The sequence below is a fragment of the Pseudomonas koreensis genome (assembly GCF_036668835.1).
Taxonomy (GTDB): Bacteria; Pseudomonadota; Gammaproteobacteria; order Pseudomonadales; family Pseudomonadaceae; genus Aquipseudomonas; species Aquipseudomonas koreensis_I.
The window spans coordinates 150,667-171,798 of sequence record NZ_JAZEVW010000006.1; the positions used below are offsets into that span (position 1 = coordinate 150,667).

Annotated in this window: 16 protein-coding genes and 1 pseudogene; 3 read left to right on the forward strand and 14 right to left on the reverse strand. The window is 59.4% G+C overall.

Going from position 1 to position 21,132, the window contains the following annotated elements; all coding sequences use genetic code 11:
• Positions 1 to 30 precede the first annotated feature (30 nt).
• The gene (yghU, locus tag V6F91_RS18785; RefSeq protein WP_332766997.1) at positions 31 to 870 is read left to right on the forward strand and encodes a glutathione-dependent disulfide-bond oxidoreductase; all 840 of its coding nucleotides are present in this window, start codon (positions 31 to 33) and stop codon (positions 868 to 870) included.
• 784 nt (positions 871 to 1,654) lie between these two features.
• The gene (locus tag V6F91_RS18790; RefSeq protein ID WP_332766999.1) at positions 1,655 to 2,851 is read left to right on the forward strand and encodes a GAF domain-containing sensor histidine kinase; all 1,197 of its coding nucleotides are present in this window, start codon (positions 1,655 to 1,657) and stop codon (positions 2,849 to 2,851) included.
• A gap of 539 nt (positions 2,852 to 3,390) precedes the next feature.
• On the opposite strand, the gene V6F91_RS18795 is transcribed toward V6F91_RS18790, so the two are convergent.
• The 8 genes from V6F91_RS18795 to gspG all read right to left on the reverse strand — a co-directional run bounded on the left by V6F91_RS18795 (position 3,391) and on the right by gspG (position 13,101).
• A complete protein-coding gene (locus V6F91_RS18795; RefSeq protein ID WP_332767001.1) occupies positions 3,391 to 4,503 on the reverse strand; it encodes a substrate-binding domain-containing protein in 1,113 nt (370 codons plus the stop codon).
• A gap of 472 nt (positions 4,504 to 4,975) precedes the next feature.
• Positions 4,976 to 6,187, reverse strand: a complete 1,212-nt coding sequence (gspF, locus tag V6F91_RS18800; protein WP_332767003.1) for a type II secretion system inner membrane protein GspF — start codon at positions 6,185 to 6,187, stop codon at positions 4,976 to 4,978.
• Positions 6,187 to 7,593: a type II secretion system ATPase GspE gene (gene gspE / locus V6F91_RS18805; RefSeq protein ID WP_332767005.1), complete on the reverse strand. Its 1,407-nt coding sequence runs from the start codon at positions 7,591 to 7,593 to the stop codon at positions 6,187 to 6,189. The genes gspF and gspE overlap by 1 nt, the downstream gene beginning before the upstream one ends.
• Positions 7,590 to 9,971: a type II secretion system secretin GspD gene (gene gspD / locus V6F91_RS18810; protein ID WP_332767007.1), complete on the reverse strand. Its 2,382-nt coding sequence runs from the start codon at positions 9,969 to 9,971 to the stop codon at positions 7,590 to 7,592. Before gspD ends, gspE begins: the two co-directional genes overlap by 4 nt.
• On the reverse strand, positions 9,968 to 10,510 hold the full coding sequence (gene gspM / locus V6F91_RS18815) for a type II secretion system protein GspM (RefSeq protein WP_332767009.1): 543 nt from the start codon (positions 10,508 to 10,510) through the stop codon (positions 9,968 to 9,970). The genes gspD and gspM overlap by 4 nt, the downstream gene beginning before the upstream one ends.
• On the reverse strand, positions 10,503 to 11,678 hold the full coding sequence (gspL, locus tag V6F91_RS18820) for a type II secretion system protein GspL (RefSeq protein ID WP_332767011.1): 1,176 nt from the start codon (positions 11,676 to 11,678) through the stop codon (positions 10,503 to 10,505). The genes gspM and gspL overlap by 8 nt, the downstream gene beginning before the upstream one ends.
• Positions 11,675 to 12,634: a type II secretion system minor pseudopilin GspK gene (gene gspK, locus V6F91_RS18825; protein ID WP_332767013.1), complete on the reverse strand. Its 960-nt coding sequence runs from the start codon at positions 12,632 to 12,634 to the stop codon at positions 11,675 to 11,677. The genes gspL and gspK overlap by 4 nt, the downstream gene beginning before the upstream one ends.
• An 8-nt stretch (positions 12,635 to 12,642) precedes the next feature.
• Positions 12,643 to 13,101: a type II secretion system major pseudopilin GspG gene (gene gspG, locus V6F91_RS18830; RefSeq protein WP_332767015.1), complete on the reverse strand. Its 459-nt coding sequence runs from the start codon at positions 13,099 to 13,101 to the stop codon at positions 12,643 to 12,645.
• A 147-nt stretch (positions 13,102 to 13,248) separates the two neighbouring features.
• On the opposite strand from gspG, the gene gspI reads away from it, so the two are divergent.
• The gene (gene gspI / locus V6F91_RS18835) at positions 13,249 to 13,635 is read left to right on the forward strand and encodes a type II secretion system minor pseudopilin GspI (protein ID WP_332767017.1); all 387 of its coding nucleotides are present in this window, start codon (positions 13,249 to 13,251) and stop codon (positions 13,633 to 13,635) included.
• Positions 13,636 to 13,855: 220 nt separating this feature from the next.
• Here gspI and V6F91_RS18840 read toward each other — a convergent pair whose 3' ends face one another.
• The 6 genes and pseudogenes from V6F91_RS18840 to V6F91_RS18870 form a co-directional block, all read right to left on the reverse strand.
• Positions 13,856 to 14,110: an Imm32 family immunity protein gene (locus tag V6F91_RS18840; protein WP_332767019.1), complete on the reverse strand. Its 255-nt coding sequence runs from the start codon at positions 14,108 to 14,110 to the stop codon at positions 13,856 to 13,858.
• A 334-nt stretch (positions 14,111 to 14,444) separates the two neighbouring features.
• Positions 14,445 to 14,918, reverse strand: coding sequence for a hypothetical protein (locus V6F91_RS18845; RefSeq protein WP_332767021.1), 474 nt, complete (start codon positions 14,916 to 14,918; stop codon positions 14,445 to 14,447).
• A 36-nt stretch (positions 14,919 to 14,954) separates the two neighbouring features.
• Positions 14,955 to 15,551: a hypothetical protein gene (locus tag V6F91_RS18850; protein WP_332767023.1), complete on the reverse strand. Its 597-nt coding sequence runs from the start codon at positions 15,549 to 15,551 to the stop codon at positions 14,955 to 14,957.
• 3 nt (positions 15,552 to 15,554) lie between these two features.
• Positions 15,555 to 20,256: pseudogene (locus V6F91_RS27530) on the reverse strand (RHS repeat-associated core domain-containing protein).
• Positions 20,257 to 20,379: 123 nt separating this feature from the next.
• Complete coding sequence (locus tag V6F91_RS18865) at positions 20,380 to 20,643, reverse strand: PAAR domain-containing protein (RefSeq protein WP_130902052.1); 264 nt, start codon at positions 20,641 to 20,643, stop codon at positions 20,380 to 20,382.
• Between the two features lie 93 nt (positions 20,644 to 20,736).
• On the reverse strand, positions 20,737 to 21,078 hold the full coding sequence (locus V6F91_RS18870) for an immunity protein Imm33 domain-containing protein (protein WP_203417916.1): 342 nt from the start codon (positions 21,076 to 21,078) through the stop codon (positions 20,737 to 20,739).
• Positions 21,079 to 21,132 lie beyond the last annotated feature (54 nt).

A 21,132-nucleotide genomic window follows, 5' to 3' on the forward strand; every position in this document is an offset into this window, starting at 1 on the left:
TTTCAGCCTGCCCACGATGAGGTCTGATTCATGAGCAATGCGCCTTACGTTCCGCCCAAAGTCTGGAAACACGAAGCCCCGTCCGGCGGCCACTTCGCCAGCATCAACCGCCCGATCGCCGGGCCGACTCACGACAAGACCTTGCCGGTCGGCAAACACCCCTTGCAGCTGTATTCGCTGGCCACGCCCAACGGCGTGAAAGTGACCATCCTGCTTGAGGAGCTGCTGGCGCTGGGGCATGCCGACGCCGAATACGACGCGTGGCTGATCCGCATCGGCGAGGGCGATCAGTTCGCTAGCGGTTTCGTCGAGATCAACCCGAACTCGAAGATTCCGGCGCTGCTGGACCGTAGCGTCGAACCACCGATCCGCGTGTTCGAGTCCGGCTCGATCCTGCTGTACCTGGCGGAAAAATTCGGCGCATTCCTGCCCAAAGACCCGGCCGGACGCACCGAAACGCTCAACTGGCTGTTCTGGCAGATGGGCTCGGCGCCTTATCTGGGCGGTGGCTTCGGACATTTCTACGCGTACGCACCGGAAAAACTGGAATACCCGATCAACCGCTTCACCATGGAAGCCAAGCGGCAACTGGACGTGCTCAACCGGCGTCTGGCAGAGAGCACCTACCTTGCCGGCGACGAGTACACCATCGCCGACATCGCAGTGTGGCCGTGGTACGGGCAACTGGTGCGCAACAACGTCTACTCCGCCGCCGAATTCCTCGCCGCGCACGAATACACCCATGTCCAGCGCTGGGCCGAAGACATCGCCCAACGCCCGGCAGTGATGCGTGGTCAGCGGGTCAACCGCACCTGGGGCGATGAAGCCAGCCAAGTGCCGGAACGCCATAGTGCAGATGATCTGAACTGAAACCGGCATTGTTACAGGCTGACCGCGTTCCGGCTGAAAGAACGCGGTCAAACTGTAGGGGCTTGCCTGCAAGCGATAGCGGTTGAACATTCAACATCGAATCGACTGGAAGAAAGCCATCGCCAGCAGGCCGGCTCCCACAGTTGGACCGCATACATCAAAAGCCCCTCACCCTAGCCCTCTCCCAAAGGGAGAGGGAACTGACCGTAGTGAATGTGAGAGATGCGCCAACCTGAAATACCGCGTCGTACTCAACTTCGAAGCCAACCCAAATCGGCTCCCTCTCCCTCGGGAGAGGGCTGGGGTGAGGGGCGAATCCACCACCAATCCCAAGCCAACCACCCGCTTCTAACCACTCAACAATGAGCGTTAGCTCGAGTGCTTTTGATCTTGATCCACCGGCGACGTCGGAAGGCTGAGTGGAGGGATTGATCCGGGCGTGAGAGCGCAGCGACCGTACGACGAAGTCGTACACAGCGGACGTAGGTGCAGCGAAGCAAACCGTAGCCGCTGCGCCCGGATCGATCCCGCAGCGAAGGGACCCGAGCCTGCGAGGGCCGAACGCAGGAGCAAGCGTTTTTTTGCTTACTTTTTTTAGGCGCTTGTAAAAAAAGTGAGTCGCCGTCAGGCGAAACCGCCAGCCGCAGCACCCGAAGCAACGGATATGTCCCCACATCAGGCGCCCCCGGAACCGTCCGCAGCGCCCGATTTCCGCCACCGGCTATTAGTCACCAACCGCAATCCACGATAGTCTCCCAGTGAATTCCTCAAGAAGCACCGCACCATGACCAACCCGGCATTTGCCCCCGACATCGAAGCCATCAACCGCATTGACGCGGTGCCGGTGATCCTGAGCATGGTCAAACACCTCACCGGCATGCGCTTCGCCGCGGTGGCGCGGGTAACCGAGCGCAACTGGGTAGCCTGCGCCGTAGACGACTCGATCGATTTCGGCCTGTTGCCCGGCGGCGAATTGGTGCTCGAATCGACCATTTGCCATGAAATCCGCCAACACCAGCAACCGGTGATTTTCGGCCACGCCAGTGCGCACCCGATCTTCTCCGTGCACCACACGCCGAAGGCCTACGGACTGGAAAGCTATATTTCGATCCCGATCATCCAGGCCAACGGCGACTTCTTCGGCACCCTCTGCGCGATCGACTCGGTACCGGCAAACCTCGACGAACCGGCCATCGCCAAGACGCTCACGCTGTTCGCCCAACTGATTGCCATGAGCCTCGACACCCAGAACCGTCTGGAAGCGACCACCGCCGAGCTGAGCAACGCCAACGAACTCGGGCGCCTGCGCGAGCAATTCATCGCCGTGCTGGGCCACGACCTGCGCACCCCGCTGAGCGCCGTGCGCATGAGCGCCGACCTGCTGCACAGCAAAACCGAGGACAAGCGTTCGCTGAACCTGATCGCGGCGATTCGCAACAGCTCGGTGCGCATGGGCGTCTTGATCGAAAACATCCTCGACTTCGCCCGCGGTCGCCTGGGCAGTGGCATCCCGGTGCAGCGCAAATTCGTGCACGACCTGGAGCACGTCCTGCAACTGAGCGTCGCCGAAGCGCAGGCGGCCTATCCTCAGGCAGCGTTTGTTCAGGATCTGGATTTACCGTCGGGAGTCTACTGCGACGCCCTGCGCATCAGCCAATTGCTCTCCAACCTGCTGAGCAACGCCGCCACTCATGGCTCGAACAGCGCGCCGATTGTGCTCAAGGCCTGTGCTGAAAACGACGAGATCGTCATCACCCTGACCAACCACGGCACCCCGATTCCGGCGCAACTGTTGCCACGCCTGTTCGAACCGTTCACCCGCGCCGAAGCCGAGCAAAGCCGCGAAGGCCTGGGCCTGGGCCTGTACATCGCCGCGCAGATAGCGACTGCGCACAACGGCACGCTGCACGTGACGTCAGATGCCGAATCGGGTACCTGCTTCACGACAAAATTCCCGGCCCGCCTCGCCCCCTCACCCTAGCCCTCCCGAAACGTCGGACCGCCCAAAGGGAGAGGGAACTGACCGCGGTGAATGTGAGAGCTACGCCGACCTGCGATACCGAGTCGAACACAAATTCTGAAAAGCCCAAAGATCGGCTCCCTCCAGGGGGAGAGGGCTGGGCGGGCGGCGTTCCGATGAGGGGCGAATCCGACGCAAATCCCAAGCCATGCGGCGCTTCTAACCACTCAACAATGAGCGTTAGCTCGAGTGCTTTTGATCTTGATCCACCGGCGACATCGGAAGGCTGAGTGGAGGGATTGATCCCGGAGCGAAGGAACCCGAGCCTGCGAGGGCCGAACGCAGGAGCAAGCCTTTTCGGTTACCTTTTTGGCGTTTGAAAAAGGTGACCCGCCGTAAGGGCGGAACCCTAAGCCGCCGTTACCGCAGCAACGGATATGTACACAACAACCCAAAAAACTCAGCGCCTGAAAGCAAGCCATCACCAGCAGGCTGACTCCCACAAACGCCAAAAAAAACGGCGACCCAAAGGCCGCCGCTCTTACAACAGCTCTCAAATCTTACAAAGGACGACCAATCGCGTTGCAAACGCTAGCGTTGTTGATGTCCAGGTTGTTGCCCGACGAGTTGGTGATGAAGTTGGCAGTTACAGCGGTTTTCCAGGCGCTAGGCACGGCGACAAACTTGTGCGCCTGAACCGCAGCGTTGTTGCCCGGAACACTGTAGTGAGTGGTGAGGAACGCTTTCACATCGGCGGCCACGGCTGCATCCTTGTAGCACTGACCGAAGATGAAGTTGGTGTAGGCAGCCAATTTGTAACCCGAAGCCGGGTTAGCGACTACTGGCGACCAGTTGGCTGGGTTTGCAGCCTGAGCTGCAGTCGAAGGCGCAGCTACCGACGACAGCGCCAGGGTCACGTTCGGCGAGGTTGGCTGAACGCCGTTGACGCGAGCAACAACAGCATTGCTGGTAGCGTCGACACCGTCCGGACCGACATAACCGAGCGAACCGTCAACCGCGTTCACGGTAGTGGCGACTTCGGCAGTGCTGGCAACGCCCACCCAGTTCGAAGGCAGCGTCGAACCGGCTGGCAGACGAGCGTTGGTGAACGTCGAGTTGGTGGCGAACTGCGTCGGGCAGACCGAGTTCAAGTGACGGCTGAGGATTTCGGTGGTGCCACTGGAAACGTTGCGATAAACGATGCGGATCGGCGTGGTGTCGGCGGTGCCCAGCAGAGCGCCCCAAGTGGTTTTGGCGCCGGAGAACGCATCGCACAGCTGTGCGCTGGTCAGGTTCAGCGCGGTCTGGCCGGCCTTTTTGTAAGGGATGGCAACCGAAGTGGCTACCGACGGCAACTGGATCAGCGGGCCGTAAGCGCTGCGGAAGTTGGTGTTGTAGGTGCTGATTTCCGAAGCGCTGAGGATCGAGTCGCTACCAGCGAAGTGCACGGTGCCGGTGGTGTTGAAACCAGCCGGGTTGTTGGTCAGGAAAGCGGTCTTGCCACCGCCGCTGCCGATGGCTGCGTAGCTGAAGTTGGCCGGCAGGATGCTGTCGGCAGAACCTTTGTACAGCGCGGCAGGCAGAGTAGCACCACCACCGGTGACGGCCATGGCTTGTGCGGAAGCCAGAGCGGCGACGGTCAGGGACGCGGCGATCAGAGTGCGCTTGAACATGAAGAATCTCCTTTTCAACTCGGTTGAGAACACAGGTTTTCGGATGACTTGCATGACGCTTTTATGAGGACTCACCGGGCCCTCGCTGGCTGGCCTGGGTTAAGTCGCACTGAGAAATTCGCAGTTTCCGGTGACAGATAAAGGAAAAAACCTCGGGAGCTGAACGCTGTTTTCAGAGGGGTTTTCTCGGGTGTTTGCGGGGTTTGCGGGCGCGTCTGGAACGCGGGTTTGGCGCAATCGGGCTGGAGCCGTTGGCGGGTGGTTGCAGATGACAGAAAGGAGAACCCGAGGATGGGGAAAGCGAGAGTCGGGTGGTGCTCAGACTCGGTGTAAAAAGTTGTGCTGATTTTTTGCCTGAGCCGACGTCATCGCGAGCAGGCTCACTCCTACAGGGGAACGCATTCAAAATTGTAGGAGTGAGCCTGCTCGCGATGAGGCCGGCCGAGACACCCACAAAAGACCAAGCACACCGCTACTGGACCAACTGATTGATCTCAATGATCGGCAACAACACCGCCATCACAATCACCAGCACCACCCCCCCCATCACCACAATCATCAGCGGCTCCAGGAGTGCGGTCATGCCCATCGCCCGGCGCTCGATATCCCGCGACAAGGTCTGCGCCGCGCGCTCAAGCATGGGCGGCAACGAGCCGGTTTTTTCGCCGCTGGCGATCAGGTGAATCAGCACTGGCGGAAACACATTTTCGACGCGCAACGCCGCCGCCAGATTCGCGCCCTCGCGCACTTTCGCGGTCGCCTCGCTGACGCTCAGACTCAAGCGATCATTGGACAACGTCTGCCGCGCTGCCTCCAGCGCGCGCAACAGCGGCACCCCGGCGCCGCCGAGAATCGCCAGCGTCGAGGCGAACCGTGCCGTGTTCAAGCCCAGGATAAACCGCCCGAACAGCGGCAACTTCAGCACCCGGTGATGCCAGCTCAACCGCGCCGCCGGGTTGCGCAAATACAAGCGCCAGCACCAAAACGCCCCGGCCATGAGCGCCGCACACAACCAGCCCCACGCACGAATGAAATCACTCGCAGTGAGCATCGCCAAGGTCAGCCCCGGCAAATCCTGGCGCGCCTGGGAAAACGCACTGACCACCTGCGGCACCACGTAACTGAGCAGGAAAATCACAATGCCAATCGACACCAGCCCGACCACACCCGGATAGATGAACGCGGTGAGAATCTTGCCGCGCAAATTGTTGCGCTCCTCAATGTAATCCGCGAGGCGTTCCATGACTTGCGCCAGATCGCCGGACTCTTCGCCCGCGGCAATCAGCGCCCGATAGATCTCGGGAAAGTCCCGCGGTCGCGCCGCCAGCGATTCCGCCAGGCGCATGCCGCTGCGCACATCGGCACGCACGGCGCTGAGGGTGTGAGCGATGTGCTTTTTCTCCGCCTGCTCGACGGTGGCACTCAGCGCCGCTTCCAGTGGCAGACTCGCGCCGAGCAGGCTCGCCAGTTGCCGCGTGGCCCAGGCCAGATCGTTGTCCGACAGCCTGGCGCTGAACAGTCCACCGCCGTTGTGCTGGGCAACGTTGCTCTCCTTGTGCACCGACAACGCGGTCAAGCCACGGCCACGCAAGGCGCTGAACGCGGCGCCCTGACTGTCCGCCTCCAGATGCCCCGACTCGATCTTGCCGCTGGCATCGGCGGCCTCAAAGCGATAGCGATTCATCAGGCGTCCCGTGTCACACGCAGAATTTCTTCCGGCGCGGTGGCGCCGCTGCGGATCCAGCGCTCACCGTCCTCACGCAAACTGAACATCCCCGCTTTGGCGGCCGAGGCGCGCAAGGCCTGCTCCCCTGCCCCTTGGTGAATCAGCGTGCGGATGTCGTCGTCGATGCAGAACAATTCGTGGATGCCGGTACGACCGCTGTAACCGGTCTGGTTGCACGCGGCGCAGCCGACCGGGCGCCAGGTGCCGGGCGTGGCCGGGTCTTGCTGCTTGCATTGATTGCACAGGCGCCGCACCAGTCGCTGCGCGAGCACACCGAGCATCGACGAGGCCAGCAGAAACGGCTCGACGCCCATGTCGATCAAGCGGTTGACCGCCGACACCGCGTCGTTGGTGTGCAGCGTCGCCAGTACCAGGTGACCGGTCAGCGAGGCCTGCACGGCGATTTGCGCGGTTTCCAGATCGCGGATTTCGCCGATCATGATGATGTCCGGGTCCTGCCGCAGGATCGCCCGTAGCGCCAGGGCAAAAGTCATGTCGATCTTGGCATTGACCTGAATCTGGCTGATCCCCGGCAGGTCATATTCGACCGGGTCTTCGACGGTCAGAATGTTGCTGGTGCTGGCGTCCAGTCGCGCCAGTGCCGCATACAGGCTGGTGGTCTTGCCGCTGCCGGTCGGCCCGGTCACCAGCACGATGCCGTGAGGCTGGCGGATCAGATGATCGAGTTTGGCCAGCACCTGCGCGTCCATGCCGAGGGTCTCCAGTTGCAGGCGCCCGGCCTGTTTGTCGAGCAAGCGCATCACCACGCGCTCGCCATGGCCGGTCGGCACCGTCGACACGCGTATATCGATCGGCCGTCCGGCCACACGCAGCGCGATGCGCCCATCCTGCGGCAGACGTTTTTCGGCGATATCGAGCTGGGCCATGATCTTGATCCGCGACACCAGCGCGCCGTGCAACGCCTTGCGCGGCGAGACCACATCGCGCAGGGTGCCGTCGACGCGATAGCGCACCACCGAATGGGTCTCGAACGGCTCGATGTGAATGTCGCTGGCCTCATCGCGCGCCGCCTGTGTCAGCAAGGCGTTGATCATGCGGATAACCGGCGCACCGTCCTGGGTGTCGAGCAGGTCGGTGATTTCCGGCATGTCCTGCATCAGGCGGTCGAGGTCGACTTCGTTTTCTGCGGCGCCGACCACGGCAGCGGCGCTGCCGGTGTCGGAATACGCGGCGGCGAGCAAGCCGTCGAGTTCGTCATCGCGCACCCGCTCCAGCCGCGCCACGCCGAACTGGCGCCGCGCTTCGCTAATCGACCAGCCCGGCGTCGACGGGCACACCGTCAGCACATCATCACGCAGCAGAATCCGCTGCGCCTTGGCCCAGGCGTAGGGCAAGCGGCTCACAGGCGCGGGCCTCCCGGAATTGGCACTGCCTTGATGGTCGCACGCGGGCCGGAAGTCGGCACCACCGCCGGCACACCTTGCGCCGCAGTCGGCAACTGCGGGGCCTGCATGTCCGGCATCGCCCAACTGCGCTCCGGTTGCAGACCGCCTTGCGCGCGGCGCATGAAGTCGTAGCGGTTGAGGGTGATGCTGCGCCCCGCTTCGCTGTCGCGAATGATGTACGGGCGCAGGAACACCATCAGGTTGGTCTTGGTGATTGCCCGGCGCTCGTTGCGAAACAGCGCGCCAATCCCCGGAATCGTCGACAGCCACGGCACCGCGTCGTTGCTCTGGCTGTAGCCGTCCTGCAACAGGCCGCCGAGGACCATGATCTGCCCGTCGTCGAGCAGAATGCTGGTGTCGATCGCGCGTTTGTTGGTGACGATGCCGGCCGCGTTCGCGCTGGCGGAAGCGCGTTCGTCGATGCTGCTGACTTCCTGGTAGATGTCGAGCTTGACCGTGCCGCCCTCGGAAATCTGCGGGCGCACGTTGAGCTTGAGGCCGACCTCTTCGCGGGTCACGGTCTGGAACGGGTTGTTGCTGGTGCCACCGCCGCCGGTAACGTAACTGCCGCTGACAAACGGGATGGTCTGGCCGACGAAAATGCTCGCCGCTTCGTTGTCCAGGGTCAGCAGGTTCGGCGTCGACAGCACGTTGGTGCCGCCCTTGCTCTTCAGCGCGCGGGCCAGCACTTTCAGGTCGAGGATCTTGCCGATGCCGGGAATGTCGACGGTGCCGTTGACGTAGCCAAGGTTCAGCCCTTGCGGCAACACGTCCAGGCTGGTCTTGCCGTTGAGGTTGATCCCCGAGCCGCCCAGATTGGCGCCGCCGATCACGCCTTTGCCGCCGAGATCGCCGGTCTGCCATTGCACGCCGAATTCGCTGGCATCGTCCTCGCCGACTTCGACGATCAGGCTTTCAATCACCACTTGCGCGCGGCGCTGGTCGAGCAAATCGATAACCTCGCGCAGGTTGCGGTACAGCGGCTCCGGCGCGGAAATCAGCAAGGTGTTGGTGGTGGCGTCGGCCTGAATGGTCACGCCGCCAGCGGTGAACGCGACGTTCTGCTCGCTGCTCTGCGCCCCGCCGCTACTGCTGCTGGCGCCGCTGCCCTGGGCGTAACTGCCACCGCTGCTGCCGCTGTTGGTCGTCGTTGCAGTGCCGCTGGTTTGTGTACCGTTCTGGCCAGCCTGCCCAGCGTTGCCACCGGTGCTGCTGCCCATGCTGCTGAGCACCGAGCGCGCACTGTCGCTGCTGCCGCTGTCGCTTTCACCGGTCAACAGGCCGCGCAGGGCTTGCGCCAGTTTCGCCGCTTGCGCGTTGCGCAGGTAGACCACGTGCAGATTGCTCGGATTGCTCTGCGCGTTGTCGAGCTTGTAGATCAGGTTGCGCGCAAGCTCAGTGCGCTCGGGGCTGCCGGCGCGAATGATGATGCTGTTGGAACGTGGATCGCCGATCACCGCAATTTTCTGCGTCGGATCGTTGCCCGGTGCGTCGAGCAGGTCGGCAACCATCGGCGCGATGTCGGCGGCGATACCGTTCTGGATCTGCACCACGTCGGTGTCGATCGCACTCGGCGAATCGATGCTGGCGATCAACTGCGCCACGCGGGTGAGGTTCTCGGCGTAGTCAGTGATGACAATGGTGTTGTTGCCCGGATAGGCGTTGATCGGATTGTTCGGCGAAACGATCGGCCGCAGCACCGGAATCAGATTCACCGCGTTCTCGTATTGCAGGCGAAAAGTGCGGGTGAGCATGCCGTTGCCGGCCGGTTTGTCGGCGCTGTAAATCGGCCCGCCAAGCAGTTTTGCATCGGCTTCCGGCACCACCTGGGCGACGCCGCCGACATCGACCACGCTGAAGCCCTGCATGCGCAATGCCGCCAGCAACATGTCGTAGGCCTGCCGCGCCGGCACCTGACCTTCCGAGACCAGGGTCAGGGTGCCCTTGACCCGCGGGTCGACGAGAAACTGCTGGCCGGTCGAACGCGACAGCGCGCGCACCACCGCTTGAATGTCGGCGTCGACAAAATTCAGCGTCACCGGTTGATCGCCCAACGGATTGCTCGGCAAGGTGCTGCCCGTGGACGAGGCCCCGGCACGCGCGCTTTTGCTGATGTTGTGCAGTTGCTTGGGCGCCGGTCGCGCCTGCGCCTGCGCGCGTTCGCGATCAAGTACCGCGTCGCCACTGCGCTGGGTGCTCGCCAGCGGTCGGCCCAGTTCACTGTCGACCAGCAGCGGCGGCTGATTTTGCGGCCCTCCGGTGTTGCTGCACGCACTCAACGCCATCAGCAACAACGGCAATGCCAGTTGTGCCGGTTTGGATCCTGACCCCTTCATGAAGCTTCCTTAGCGCCCAGCGCCTGATCCATGCGAACGGTGCCTGACAACGTGCCGGCAGTGACTTCGGTCGAGGGGTTGTCTGCGCGTTGCAAACGGGCCTCGACCACTTGCAGAGAAAGTTGCGACGGCGTGCTCAGCAGCCAGTCGATTACGGCGTCCGCTGGCGCGCCATCGAAGGTCAGTTGCCAGGCGCCGGCCTCACCGGGTTGCAATTGATAGTGCCCGGCCAGGCTGCTGGCCTGCAGGGATTGCTCCAGCGCCTGGGCCACGCTTTGCCCGTCCGGGCGCACACTGACTTCGCGCAGCAGCACCTCGAGCGCTTCGGTTTGTGCGCGCAATTTCGGTGTTTCGGCTTGCCAGTAGGCGATTTTTTTCAACGGCGGCTGGATCAGCGCAACCCACAGCAGCAGGCCGAGCAGCGCCACGGCCATGCCGCCAACCATGCGTTTCTCGCGCGGCGCCAACGGCTGCCAGCGCGCCTGCAACTGAGCGCTGAAGCGTTGCAACCTGGCGCGGTAAGGCGCGAGCTTACTCATCGTCGGCTCCGCTGCTGTCGTCGCTGTCGCTCGGCGCGGCTTCGCTGGACGGGCGCAAAACCCAGCCCTCCTCGTCGGCGGTGACGCTGATGCCGGCCTGCGTCAACGCGCTTTGCCACTCCTGATTGTTCGCGCTGCGCCGGGCCTCGCTGAGCACTGCCAATTGCAGCGTGCCGTCGGCAAAGGTCAGGCGCTCGACCGTACCGGCCATGGACGGCATGCCGCTGCCGGCCTGCAACACCAGACGACTGAAGGTTTGCGCCGGATCATCGGTTGCGCCCTTCTGCCGCTCGGCCAATTGCTGTCGCGCCTGTTGCAGCGGGTTGAGGATCACCGGCAACTGCGGGAAAGCCTGTTTGACCCGTTGGCTCATCTGCGCCTTGAGCTGCTGGCCCTGGCTGGCTTCGCGCGCGGCATACAGATTCAGGCCAACAACCCACACCGCAACGGCCAGTGCCGATAAGCCGATGGCCCGGCCCCAGCCGCGATGTTCGGTAGTCTGCGACTGCACCGCGCCGTGCAAGCCCCAACCCGGCAACGGCCCGGTCCAGCGCTGCGCATCGGCCATCGGCACCTCGGCAGACGTCGGAGCCTGATCGCCAATCCAGTGCAGGGTGGTGCCCGGCTCCCACATCGCGGTGTCGACGTCCTCGCCGAATAACGGTTGCACCCGCGCCGCCTGCACACTGTCGCGCAGCAGCAGATGCCCGTCCTGCACGCAGGCGACGGTGCCCGGCAACACCGGCAAGCTGTATGCCGCCGGGTAGAGACCGCGCAGGTTCAGGCCCGCGTGTTTCAACAACTGCGCGAGTTGCTGCAAAGGCTGACGCGGTGCCCAGGCGATCTGCACCTGCCCGGCCTCGTCGCGTGGCCCGTGGGCAACGTGCATCTCGCTGAGGTCACCGAGCACTAGCGCCTGCGCCGCGCATTGCACCGCCGCTGCGGTTTTATTGGCCGGCAGCGGCGGCAGATCGATACTCGCCAAGAGGCTGTCAGCCGGGTGCAGGAAACAAAGCAGCGGCGGCAATTTCGGCACTTGGCTCAACTGCCTCAAGCTCATGGATTGTTCGCGGCTGACCTGACCGGCACGGTCCAGCCACGCAGCGTGCAGCTCGCTGTCCAGGTCAAGATCCGCCAATGGCGGCAGCGCAATTCTGAGCTGACTCATGCGCCCACCCGCGACCAGATCACTTGCGGCAAACGGTCCTGACTGCGATGCAGCAACGCCTCAAGACTGACCCGCCGCTGATCGCGCCGCGCTTCGCCGCGCAGGCGAAACCAGTCGCTGGTAATGCCGACTCGCACAGTGGTCAGCTCCAGCTCAGGCATGCGCAAGCGGTTGACGAAATCGCCCCGGTTGATGAACCAGCGCCCGGCATCGCGCTCATTAATCAGCGCCTGCGCGCGCTCCAGCGACAACCCCGGCACATACGCCGCCAAGACTGGCGCGGTGGCGGTATTACCGTTGAGCCAGGTCGTCGCCGGAATCACCGTCAGATACGCCGCGAGTTTGCCGATCACCGCGTCATTCACGCCGTCGACACTGCGCAAATCCTCAAGGCTGCGCAGCATCGGCAGTGTCGGGTTTTGTGGTTTGCGTGAAGCGTTTGGCGAGGTCAAGCGGCCGCTGTCGAAGGTGTTTTTCGTCGTCTCGGCGATCTGCGCATTGAGCAGTCGCGGGTAGGAACCGATCACCCGCTGGATGATGCGCTGGCTCAACCCGGCATTGACACCGAGCAACCCGCACAAGCGCTCGAACGCTTGCACCTGCTCATCATCAACGCGCTCGTTGGCCACCAGATTGCGCAGGTTGAACTTACCCTGCTCATCCTCCAGCCGCCCTTCAAAACCCTGCGCATTCAAGCGTTTCGCCCACGGCTGATCGAGCCGGGTCAACGGGTCACGCTGGCGCGCATCCCAGAGCAATTGGCGGCTGATCTCCAGCCCGCCCTGCGCCAGCCAGCGCCCCTGAATCCGTTGCTGATTGGCCTCCAGCGCACGGGTCGACACGCTCTGGCGCGTCAACATTCCCGCCGCGATCACCGCCACCACGGCAGCAATCAACAACGCGCTGATGATCGCCATGCCTCCCTGCTTCGCCCCCTTGGGCGAACGGCGATTCATGACCGGCCTTACAACTGCCAGGAACCGATATCGGCATTCACGCCGTCGCCGTCGGGCTGACCGTCGGCACCGAGGGAAAAGATGTCGATCTCGCCGTTGGCGCCGGGGTTGAGGTATTGATAAGGACGGCCCCACGGATCGTTCGGCAAACGCTCCAGGTACGAACGCCAGTTGCTGTTCTTCGCATCCGCCGGCCGCTCCACCAACACTTTCAGCCCCTGACTCATGCTCGGGTACGTGCCGTGATCGAGGCGATACAACTTCAACGCCTGCATCAAGCCGCCAATGTCCTGCTTCGCCGCCGTCGCCCGCGCCTGATCCGGCCGGTCGAGCACCTTGGGCACCACCATCGCCGCGAGAATGCCCAGAATGACCACCACGACCATGATCTCGATCAGGGTAAAACCCTGCTGACCACGCGGCGTGCGCAGCGGTTGTTTGCGCGAAGTGAAAGGTGCGATATCCATCTCGACAATCCTTGGCTTGGTTCGATTCGACGCGCAGTGTTGCAAGAAGATATGTCAGGGATGTTGAAAATCCTCGGGAGTTTTCGTCGTCAAGCCGTCAAGGACGCGGGTTAGCGTCGAGGGCTGTTTTTTGCTTTTGGGCCTTTTATGCCTGCGCGCTCCCGAGAAAGCGGATTCACCCTGATTGAAGTGCTGGTGGCGCTGGCAATCATCGCCGTGGCAATGTCCGCGGCCGTGCGCGTGGCGGGGTTGATGACGCAGAGCAACGGGCTGCTGCGGGATCGGTCGATTGCGCTGGTGGCGGCGCAGAGCCGGATGGCGGAATTGCGATTGGAGGGGCGGTTGCCGACTGGCATGAAAGCGGTTGAGTGTGATCAGGGGCGGTTGTTGTTGCGCTGCGAGCAGGTGATCGCGACCGCAGAAAAAGGACGGCTGCTCAAGGTCGGGATTCAGGTGTTAGACCGCAGTCAGGATGCGCCGCCGTTGGCCAGGCTGGAGACATTGTTGTCACGCACGGACAGCCCCTCACCCTAGCCCTCTCCCCCAGGAGAGGGGACTGATTCGGGGGTATTCGAGGGTTGCGGCGGCCTGAATGTGGCGCATTGAATCCATCATCGACACGGTTAGTCAGGTCGATGCATGACGAAAGACATCTCGGTCGGCCCCCTCTCCCTCCGGGCGGTCCGACGTTTCGGGAGGGCTGGAATGGGGGCCGCTTTTGTTCATTGGCTTGCAGAAAGGTAGCACTGGGTCACTAAACGATTTTCACAACGTTGCCGTTCAACGCAGTAAAATCGACATTGTTTTCATAATCGAAATCATCGATAACATCTTGAAGATGCATGTGCTCCAACCCGTTATCTGACATTTCTTCTGATGCCCTGATTAAGAATCTACCGATTTCCCTCGAAGTTTCCGGGTCAGCCAAGATAGATACTTCATCCAATTTTATTTCTTGGTCACTGTTCACAGCAGTGCCGTGAACTGTAAATTTGGCAAGCTTTTTCATAGATTGAATCCTTGTTCGCGAAGGCAATCTTTTTCTTTGCTTGTGAGCTCTGAACGCTCCTCCGGGCTCCATGGCTTTGTATTGCCATAACTCGGCTCACAACTCCACTAGGCTGTCGAAATAGGTAAAGGTTATGGCGTAGAAGTTTAGCTCTCAAAGAATACAGCCATATCATACAGCTCTTTACTTATTATCTTGCTGTAAATCCTATCCAACTTCATTTAATGGATGCTCCTTCCGTGATCGTCCAGCTTTTGTTTTCTAGGAGTAGGTCACCTCCCCTTTTTCTTCGCACTGGTGTCGAATTCGCATTACTCGACCCCTGAGCCAAACACTAACCAGGCCTTCCAACCTTGTTTAAGGCACCCTTAAAATATTGTAAAAAATTATTTTTTAAGTCGGGGCAGACATTTTTTATATAGAAAAAGAAATACCACAAAGGTGTGTCATCTCCCGTATCGTCTCGCATCCAATCTTCCTCATTACCAAAACAACAGATTACACAACGAACAAAATTCGCAAATACAGGATCCGAGTCACGGTAATTCCTCTCGATTGGCCAGAGAGCTAAAAAAAAACGCTTCCTTTGCTCTTCATCAGACTCAAGCAATCCCGACATCAAGGCTTTATCAAGATAGAACGCCATCATCTCAAGTTTTTCAGAGGAAATTCCGCTTAGTGCACCGCCTTCGATCAGTTGGCGCAGAAAACGCGCATAGCAACGTACCAGTTGATTAATCGATACGTCAGCGATAAGCAAATCCGCTGCCAGACTCTCAATCTCGTCAATTCCTGTTTGATCACTCACTCTTTTATTCCGTTGCACTCGTGTTGCCTTAATTTTTTAACCACGCGCTGAGATTGTCCGAATCAGCCGCCTTAAAGCGTTCGAATATGCCAATAGATTAGCACCAGAAATCGAGTCGGTAGAGAGCCGTTCATATGTGTTAAAAACAGCTTTCTTCGCTATGTCGCCGAATCGCTCGTTGTCAAACTCAGCTTCAATGGTTGAAACCGTATAAGAACTACGCTTGGACCATTGATCAAATCTGATAACAAATTTCTGGAACAGGATCAGCGCCCCTTCCGTTTTATCCTCAGAAAGATAGACATCTATTGATTTCTTAACTGCAGGATTTGCAAAAATAAGTTTTTTTAGAAGCGCTACCAATCTAGCTCCGCCTGCGATGGAAAGCCCCGCCCCTAAACTCTCACACCCGAAAAAATACTGTTTAAGTAGAATCGTTATTTTGCGATTGGAATAGAGAACCTCAAAAGCCTTCTCAAAAAAATGGAAGCCTTCTGACTCACCGATGAGTTCAAAGTTAGCATTTAGCAACTCACTTTCAGAAAAGTCGCCTAGCCCGAAAACTTCTGGCTCGAGCCTTCCCTTACCATCAATGAACAGTTTGATTAATTCGAATAAATCAGTTGAGATCATGTACTATTTTCGTCCTAATGGGTTCGTTCCTGCGGCGTGATGGCCGCCAAGAATGGAACCGATCTGTTTCAGTTCGGGTACACGTGCAGAGTTTGGATTTGCGTCGACGCCAGCCTGTGCGGCTTTGGTAAGACGATCCACGTTGCTTGGTTTGTCCAGGTATCTAGAGACGCATTCACATGCCTTACCCCATTGGGAGTTTGGCATCGCTCGCGTTGCCTTGTCCGCAGGTTCAAGTACCACGTGCGTTCCCTCCGCATTCGGTTTCAAGGCGATATGGCCCCCAGCAGGAGGTAAGCCGGCTCCGTTGACGTTGACATGAACGCCTCTCGCCAAAACGTCTTGGCCAGCAGTATTAGCTCCGACTTTATGCCCAGCGAGTCCTAATGGATCGATGAGCACTACGGGGTTATCTCCGTAGAAATACAGGTTAAGGCCACCCGCGTAGCTGATCGGGTCCTGACTAATAAACCGTCCAACCATCGGATCATAGTAGCGATAGCGATTGTAATGCAGCCCCGTCTCATGATCATGGTACTGCCCCTGGAATCGGATAGGGTTAGCAATACCCTGCTGCTTCGCCCATTGCGACCGATCCTCCCGTATCTCGCCCCAAGCCTTGTACTGAGCACTCCACACCACATCACCGTTCTGATCGGTCAACTCCTGAGGCGTGCCCAAGTGGTCGCATTGATACCAGGTCAATACATCGATAGGAGGCGATACTACGGAACGATTCCAGAGCGGATCGTCCTCTAAGCTGTAATCCTCGTCGTAGTCAGGCAATCCCATCAGATTAATGGAATGATTCGTCATTGCCTGAGCGACAGGAATGAACGTTCCGGGCTCAAACACGTAATGGATGGTGCGCCCCGCCTCCCTATCCTGCTGAGCAGCACGACTTTCCCAAGCCAGGTTATCGCCATCCCAACCGTACAACGTAAAGCCACAGCCATGCTCTCGCTGCAAACGAGCGTGCTCAGCGCTATTCCACAGAGAGCCTGCCGCCGGCCGCTGCTTGTAGTGAACCTTTGAATTCTTCGATAAACGCCGACCAAGGGCGTCGTAGGCAAACTCCACCGAAAGCCTTGAGTCCTCGAAATGCACCAGCCGATCGAACAGATCCCAACGCATCTGACTGTAAGCACCGTCGCGCCAACGCTTGATCTGGTTACCACGCTCATCGTATTCGTAGTGAGTCCCTGCATACTCGCGCAGCAGGTTATCGACCAACTTGCTGCGCGGGGGAGTCAACTCCAAAGGCCGCCGGCTCTCGGCCGCTTTCTCATCAAGCAGGTTACCCGCCGGATCAAAGTCGAAGGTTTCGACACCCAAACGACTCACTGCGCTCAACAACCGGCTCACCGGATCATAGCGATAGGACAACTGGCCACGGCGCGTATCGTTGATTTCGTTCAGTTGCCCTGCGGCGTCGTAGGCGTACTCACGCTTAAGTAAAACCGACTTGTCATCACTACGGCTCAACAGTTGCTCTTGCAGGCGCCCGGCCGGGTCCCACTTCTGCGTCTGCACAAGACGATTGCCTTGATGCCGAGCCACCTCGCGATGCAGGTCGTCGCGCTCATAGCCAAGTAGCTCATGCTCGTTCAGGCGCAATGCCAAAAGATGACCGCTGCCGTAGGTCAACCAACTGACCCGATGCCCATCAGGACGGATCGTGGCCACACGTTGGTTGAGCACGTCGTACTCGTGCTGCCAGACAGCAACCAGTGGTTTGTCCAAACCGAGATAATGCTGATGCTCGCGCACCATATTGCCGGCCAGGTCATGGAACCACTGCACTCGGCTGTCTGCGTTACTGGCAAGGATCATGTTGCCCCTGCCGTCATAGGCGTAACGCTCCGCCTGAGACTGATCGCCAAGCGAAGCAAGACGCTCCGTTACACGACCCATCTCGTCGTACGCTACCGTCACAATGCGGTCACCGGTCGCAACCTTAGATAGGCGTCCAGAAGCGATGTCGTACTGGTAGCGAGTCAGACGTCCGTCAAAGCCTGTTTCGGTCAACAAGCGTCCTACTGGGTCGTAGAGAAATTGCGCCGAGCGTTCATTCTGGTTCTCCAGCGCCTGCAAACGTCCCAAACGATCCCACCGATACCGCAGCGTCTGTTCGGCAGCGTCCACGCGTTCTTCGACAAAACCAGCTGCCGTGTAGCTCCAGGTCGTGCAGCGATCCAATCCGTCGACATGGGCCAGAAGCCTACCCTCAGCATCGCGCTCAAAACGCTCCTCTGTTTTATCCGGATGCCGGATAAGCGCTACCTGCCCAGCCTTGTATTCGTATTCGGTGCTCTGCCCTGCTGCGTCCGTTGCGCAGGTCATCAAGCCGCGATCGTCATACTCCCATGCACTGGTCTTGCCTGAGCAATCCACATACTTAAGTAATTGACCCGCGTCGTTGTATTCGAGGGTCTTCTCGTTGCCGTTGGCATCCTTGATGGCAATCGGCAGACCTTTTTTGTCGTAGGCGTATTCAGTCTTGTTGCCGAGCGGATCGACCGTTTCAACCAGGTTACCGGCGGCGTCATAGGCGCGCAGCCACAGCCCGCCTTCTGCGTCCATTATTTTGATCAGTTGATCGTGATCGTCATAGGCGAAGTGCACCACACTATTGTCGGCGCGAATATGCTCAAGCCGATTGCCACGTTCGTCGTAGCTATAGCGATCAGTGGACCCATCCGGATGCACATGCCGGACGACGTTTTTGGCGTCATCACGGAACAACCACTCCGACAAGCCGTCGGCGTGACGAATGCGATACGTGTAGCCCAGGCTGTCGTAGTAGTGCCATGTTTCGTTGCCGTGAGCATCCGTGACGTACGTCAGACGAATGTTCTCATCCCATTCCAGACGGGTGTCGAAACTGCCGTCATCGGCCCACTCGCGCACCGCCTTGGCATCGGCGCCCGTACCCTGCCATTGCAAGTTCATCCCGCGCCCGGTCCGGTCCGTGTAGCGCGTGAATCAGGTGATGCTCGTACTGATACGACCAAGCTGCCCCATTCTCATCCTGGGCGAGCACCAGGTCGCCGTGCGCATCATATTCATAGGCACACATCTGACGCTGTGGCGCCCCCTCACGGATCTCCCAAAGGCCGGTTAACCGGCCATGACCATCAATCAACGTACCGAGATGACGATGTACCTTGGTGATGTCATTTTCCTGATAGGTAATCAGGTCGGACAACACGGGGGCCTCACCGTGTCGATGCTCATGGTGCAGCATGACTCCGGCACCACTGCGCAGTACAACACCCACAAGCATGTAACTTTGCCCATGACGGCCGTAGGTTTCCTTGCGCTCGAAACCCCGGCATAGCAGCAACTGTCCCTCGCTGACATGCAGCAAGGTGATGTTTTCAATCGCGTCGTAATGAAACTGGCCGATCTTAGGTAACGGATAGCTATGGCTTCGGCCGTCTGCATCGTGGAACACCAGACCATCGTCCTGCTCATCGATGCGAGTCGTGAACGGGGTGATCCAGCGCGCGCCCAAGATGCCCGAATCATAGGCGCTCAAGTCCGAGCAATACGTGCGGGTCCAATCAATGGGGAAAGCGCCGGGCAAGCTGAAATCCGAGTGATCAAACGTCTCTGTACCCATGGCAAAGCTGATGCGCTTGCAGGTCGCCGGACATACTTCATTTTTCTCGTCATTCGGGCGCGTCTTCGGCTTCGACTCAGCACGGCTGACTTCGACCTTACCGTCGCTGGCAACGCGTCGGGATTGACTGGTCATGCCCGGTTTGACGTTACCGCCCTGCCCGTGCGCATTGCGCATACGCCAGGCTGCAACGGCGCTGGCCAGCACCACCAGCAGCGCGCCGATGGAGCTTTGAACGGCTGGATCGCTCAACTTGTTCAACTGCGTGCGCAGCTCAGGTCCCATGGCGCGCAGTGATTTCGTATGAATCAGAACTTTTTTCTTTGCTTGCTCCGGCAACAGATGCTCGGCCGCACTGTTGGCAACGCCTTTGCCCGCTGCTTTGTAAACGTTCGCCGCGGCGCCGAAGATATTGCTTATAGCGCTCAAAGGATCATGTAGCAGTTGATCGCTGGCAGCGCTTGCCATCTCCCCGGCTTCTTTTAAATTGCCTTTGGCATCAAGCTGTCCGTTTACGACGCGCTCTAACCCAACAGCAATTTCATTGAGGATCTTTTCGCCAAGCTCTCCTGCATCATTGAGCAGCTCCTTGAGCTTGGCTTGTGCCTGCTTAACGAAATCATCGATCACACCAACAATGTCAGCGTTCAGATGGCCAACCACGACGTTGATCAACGCATCGCCCAACACCAGCTTGCCGACCTTGGCGACCTCCTGACGGACAAGGAACAATGTCGGTCGCAAGCTCATCCGCGCGGCCGCCATATTCGGCGGCATCGGCAAGACACCAATCAGGTTGATCCCGAGACTGACCCAGTTAAGAGGATCTTGTCGTGGGCTGTTGGAGAGTGTCACAACATCATTCAGCGCATCGACCAGCGCCATGATGTTGCCGACAACAGGGAGCGCGCCGGCGACCGTCTTGATGCGCTCCAATGTCACCAGATCGCCACTGATCTCTCGCAACCAGGCATCGAATTGAGCCGCACTGCGACCCACGTCTTCCACCATGATCAGATTCAGCGGAACAATGGCGACTTGTGGTTCACGTTTGGTTGCAACAGCGGTATTGGTCGTCATGGAAGCGTCTTACCAGCCAGCAGGCTCGGAAATTCAGGGATGTCATGAGGCTCATCGCCATTGAGAGATTTCGACTGCACGTCGCCGCTCGCTAGCAATGAAACTAGGATGTCGTCAGGTCGATCAGCTGATCACTGCGCCTTTAGGACCGCTCGCAATGAGCGCGGCCCCACAGGCAGTTTTCATACCGTCCAGAGCGATGGGCGTGCCATCAACGGTGTAGGTGCTGCTGCCCTCAGCAATGGGGAAAACCCCTTTGCAGAGCGGGCAACTGACCTTGTGGCCGACACCGGCAATGGGCTTGCCGTTGAGGTCGGTTCGAGAGAAGGCTTCGAGCACCTTGCCACCGTGCGTGGTGGAGTCGCCCAAGCGGATTACATCTTTCATGGTGTCACTCCTTTGACCAGATATCTGGCTGTCCAAATTAGCTCACTGGATACATCAAGCTTGAAGCCGGTCGTGATCCGGCCACACCTTTTTCTACGCCTCCAGCCAGACATCTTCATAACCGGCATTATCGATGATGAATTTTGCTCCGGTGGGCAGGCAGAGATAATTCACAACCTCTGGCAACATTTCACTGAGGTGGTGAACGTGAACCGGCTTGTAGAACTCATCCGCTGTCGAGTACTCACCACAATGGATGAACCAAGTGATACTGCCGCCTTCCGGCAATTGAACTCTCGTGCCGTAAATCGGTGACTGGCCAAGCGAGTCAGTGGCAAGGGCGACCATCTCTTCAGGCTCTTGCACAGGCATTCCATACTGGTCACAAATTTTCTTCTGCGACTCGTCTGGATAAACAGCTTCAGCCTTTTGCATTAATCAGATCCCCAACTTCTCATTTCTTTTGACTGGCCGATACACCGCGATGTG